The following is a 3,144-nucleotide window of genomic DNA, read 5'->3' as shown; positions in this document are numbered from 1 at the left end:
ACCGTGAGGGTCTCGGACGCGGCCGCGTTCACCGACGCGGTGCAGAGCGACGGCCCGCGGATCGTCGAGGTCGACGGCACCATCCAACTCGACGACATGACCAAGGTCGCGTCCGACAAGACCGTCGTCGGCGTGGGCGGCAACGGCCGCATCAGCGGCGGCGGCGGGCTGAACATCAGCGAGGTCAGCAACGTCATCGTGCAGAACCTGACCATCTCCGGCAGCGACGACGACAACGTCAACGTGCAGTACGCCACGGACGTCTGGCTGGACCACAACACGCTCACCGACGCCAGCGACGGCAACCTGGACATCAAGCGCGCCTCGGACGGCGTCACGGTCTCGTGGAACCACTTCCACGGCCAGGACAAGAACGCCCTGCTCGGCCACAGCGACTCCAACGCCGGCGAGGACGCCGACGCCCTGCACGTCACGTACGCCTTCAACTGGTTCGACGGCACCAACCAGCGCAACCCGCGGGTCCGCTTCGGCAACCCGGTGCACGTGCTCAACAACTACTACGACGACATCGGCTCCTACGGCGTCGCCTCCACCGAGGACGCCGGCGTGCTGATCGAGGGCAACTACTTCGAGAACACCGAGGACCCCTTCCACCTCGGCGAGGCCAGCTCCGGACCCGGCACGATCGAGGCCCGTGACAACCACTTCGAGAACTCCGGCACCGGAGAGGCCGGCGGCTCCGTCGACGGCATCCCGTACGACTACGACGCAGCGCCCGCCCAGGGCGTCAAGAGCTCCGTGACGCAGGGCGCCGGCGCCGGGAACCTCTGAGAGCGGCGCTGCGCGCCGCGGCCCGCCGCGGGACACGTCCTGCCCCTCCCGCGGCACGAAGTCCGCCGCGGCGCGCAGCGCTTCACCGGCGTCCGGCACCGCCGTCCGGTGCTCCGGCACATGCCCGACATGGCGGACGGCGGGCGGAACTCCCCTCCCCCGGGGCGGGGTTGCGGTATTCAGCGGGCACGGCCGCGCGGGTTATCCTCCTGCGCACCAGGGGCGCCGCCCCGACCGTGCGAGCGCACGCACCGTTCCCCCACACCCTCAACCCCACCCCAGGAGGGTCACCATGAGAGTGCGTACCATCTCGGCGATCGCCGCCGGGTTCTGCCTCGCCGTCTCCGGCGTCGCGCTGTCCGCGGCCAGCGCGGACCCGCCCGCCGACTCCGCCCGAGCGGCCGTCGAGCTGACGACCGTGGCCGAGGCGAAGAACCCGAGCGCGGGCACCGCGGGCCCCGGCGACTCCGTCTGGATCGCCGAACGCGCGGGCACGGTCCGGGTCCTCACCGACTCCGGCCTCGGCGAGCCCGTGCTCGACATCTCGGACGAGACGACGACGGACGGCGAGCGCGGGCTGCTCGGCGTCGCCTTCGACCCGGCGTTCGAGCACTTCTACATTTCCTTCACCGACCTGGAAGGCACCAGCACCATCGACGAGTTCGCCGTCGCCGACGGCGCGCTCGACCCGGACTCGCGGCGCACCGTCCTCACCCAGGAGCAGCCGTACTCCAACCACAACGGCGGCCAGATCTCCTTCGGCCCCGACGGGATGCTGTACATCGGCCTCGGCGACGGCGGCGCCGGCGGCGACCCGCACGACTACGGCCAGAACCTCGGCACGCTGCTCGGCAAGCTGCTGCGGATCGACCCGGCCGGCGGCGACCCGTACGCGATCCCCGAGGACAACCCCTTCGTCGACGACGCGCAGGCGAAGGGCGAGATCTGGGCGTACGGGCTGCGCAACCCCTGGCGCTTCTCCTTCGACGCCGAGACCGGCGACCTGTGGATCGGCGACGTCGGGCAGAACGAGGTCGAGGAGATCGACCACGCCCCGGCCGGCAGCCCCGGCGGCGAGAACTACGGCTGGGGCCGGATGGAGGGCTCGCAGGTCTTCGACGGCGAGGAGCCGGCGAACCACGTACCGCCGGTCCACGAGTACGGGCGCGACGGGCTCGGCTGCTCGGTCACCGGCGGCTTCGTCTACCGCGGCACGGCGATCCCGGACCTGGCCGGCCAGTACCTGTTCAGCGACTACTGCGACGGCACCGTGCGCGCGCTCGAAGTCGAGAACGGCGAGGTCGTCGGCGAGAGCGACCTCGGCGTCAGCGGCGGCGAGGTGAGCTCCTTCGTCCAGGGCGGCGACAACGAGTTGTACGTGCTCGACATCGGCGGCCCGATCCAGCGGCTGGACGCGGCCGGCTGACACCCGCACGACCCGTAGGACTCGCACGTGTCAGCCCGCGGGCCGCCGCAGTGCTGCGGCCCGCGGGCACTCTCGTGCGCACGCCCTGTTCCGGTGGCGGGCGCGGAACGTTACCGTTCGGTAGATGAAGCGACCGGGGTTGAAGGACCTGACGGGGCGGCGGATCTTCGTCACCGGCGCCGCGGGCGGCATCGGCCGCGCCACCGCCGCGCTGGCCGCGGCCCGCGGTGCGGAGCTGTTCCTCACCGACCTGGACGAGGACGGCCTCGCCACCACCGCCACGCGGATCCGGGCCAAGGGCGGGACCGTGCGCTACGCCGGCACCGCCGACATCGCCGACCTGGACGCCGTACGGGCCGTGGCCGACGGCGCGCACGCCGCGGCCGGCGGGCCGATGGACATCGTGATGAACATCGCCGGGATCTCGGCGTGGGGCACGGTGGAGCACCTGGAGCACCGGCACTGGCGCGCCATGGTCGAGGTCAACCTGATGGGGCCGGTGCACGTCATCGAGACGTTCGTGCCGCCGATGATCGCGGCCGGCCGCGGCGGGCACCTCGTCAACGTCTCCTCGGCGGCCGGCCTGCTCGGGCTGCCGTGGCACGCGGCGTACAGCGCGGGCAAGTTCGGGCTGCGCGGCGTCTCCGAGGTGCTCCGCTTCGACCTGCGCCGGCACGGCATCGGCGTGAGCCTGGTCTGCCCGGGCGCGGTGGACACGCCGCTGACCGAGACCGTCGAGATCGTCGGCGTCGACAAGCAGAGCAAGGCGTTCAGGCGGCTCCAGGCGGGCTTTCGCAAGCAGGCGGAGTCGCCGGAGGAGGTCGCCGCGATGATCCTCAGGGGCGTGGAGCGCAACCGCTACCTGGTGCACACCTCCGGGCGGGTACGGGCCGCGCACGGGCTGCAGCGCGCGGCACCGCCGCTGT

General features: G+C 72.3%; 3 protein-coding genes. All 3 read left to right on the top strand.

What is annotated here, in order from left to right:
* On the top strand, window positions 1-792 hold a 792-nt coding region (locus H5J30_RS23870; protein WP_181789429.1), incomplete at its 5' end, for a pectate lyase family protein.
* A gap of 292 nt (window positions 793-1,084) precedes the next feature.
* Window positions 1,085-2,218 carry a PQQ-dependent sugar dehydrogenase gene (locus tag H5J30_RS23865; protein ID WP_181789428.1) on the top strand — a complete coding sequence of 378 codons (1,134 nt, stop codon included), beginning with the start codon at window positions 1,085-1,087 and terminating at the stop codon, window positions 2,216-2,218.
* A 124-nt stretch (window positions 2,219-2,342) separates the two neighbouring features.
* Window positions 2,343-3,144, top strand: an 802-nt coding sequence (locus H5J30_RS23860; RefSeq protein WP_258563507.1) for an SDR family oxidoreductase, incomplete at its 3' end; no start/stop codon positions are given.

It is taken from the genome of Streptomyces phytophilus (genome assembly GCF_013870535.1).
Lineage (GTDB): Bacteria > Actinomycetota > Actinomycetes > Streptomycetales > Streptomycetaceae > Streptomyces > Streptomyces phytophilus.
This window is presented reverse-complemented; position numbering and strand designations above follow the sequence as displayed.

What these genes read in the sequence shown, in the direction of transcription:
- H5J30_RS23865 (WP_181789428.1), top strand. Translation starts at nt 1,085, where the DNA reads ATGAGAGTGCGTACCATCTCGGCGATCGCCGCCGGGTTCTGCCTCGCC.